This window comes from Belnapia arida (genome assembly GCF_016773205.1).
GTDB lineage: Bacteria > Pseudomonadota > Alphaproteobacteria > Acetobacterales > Acetobacteraceae > Belnapia > Belnapia arida.
In genome coordinates, this window is record NZ_JAETWB010000181.1 from 1 (window position 1) to 492 (window position 492).

At 60.2% G+C, this 492-nt stretch carries 1 protein-coding gene; it reads right to left on the reverse strand.

Translation table 11 applies throughout. From position 1 onward, the window contains the following. A partial coding sequence (locus JMJ56_RS33295) for a response regulator (protein WP_202836146.1) occupies nt 1-203 on the reverse strand: 203 nt, incomplete at its 3' end. Nucleotides 204-492 lie beyond the last annotated feature (289 nt).

The following is a 492-nucleotide window of genomic DNA, read 5'->3' on the forward strand; positions in this document are numbered from 1 at the left end:
TTGGTGGCCAGGGCCAGGCCACTGTCGCCGGCGCCCAGGTTGAGATCGGTGACCAGCACGTCGATGCGCTGCAAAGGATCGTCGAGGATGGCCAGGGCATCCTCGGCATTGCCGGCCTCGAGGAAGTCGATCCCGGCATCCTCGAAGAAGTCGGCGAGGGTAAGACGCACCATAACGTCGTCCTCGACCAGCAGCACCGCCATCGTCGTGGTTCCTTCGATCCCAAGTTTCACTACCTGTAGGCGAAACACTGCTCCCGCTTTGGGGATGCGTGAAATCACGCAATTGGAACCTTACGAGTAAGTTACTCGCATAGGTTGTGGTGGGAACTTCTTGCATCTTTCGGTTGTGGAGATGCTCTGAGCGTCGTGTTTGCGGCGTGCCTTGGTTGGCGGTTAGGCGACCGCATGCACCTGCCGACTACCCTGCAGCATGACCTTGTTCCCGGATCCGGCCTCACCAGTCGCCCATCCCAAGCCCGAGCAAACCGCG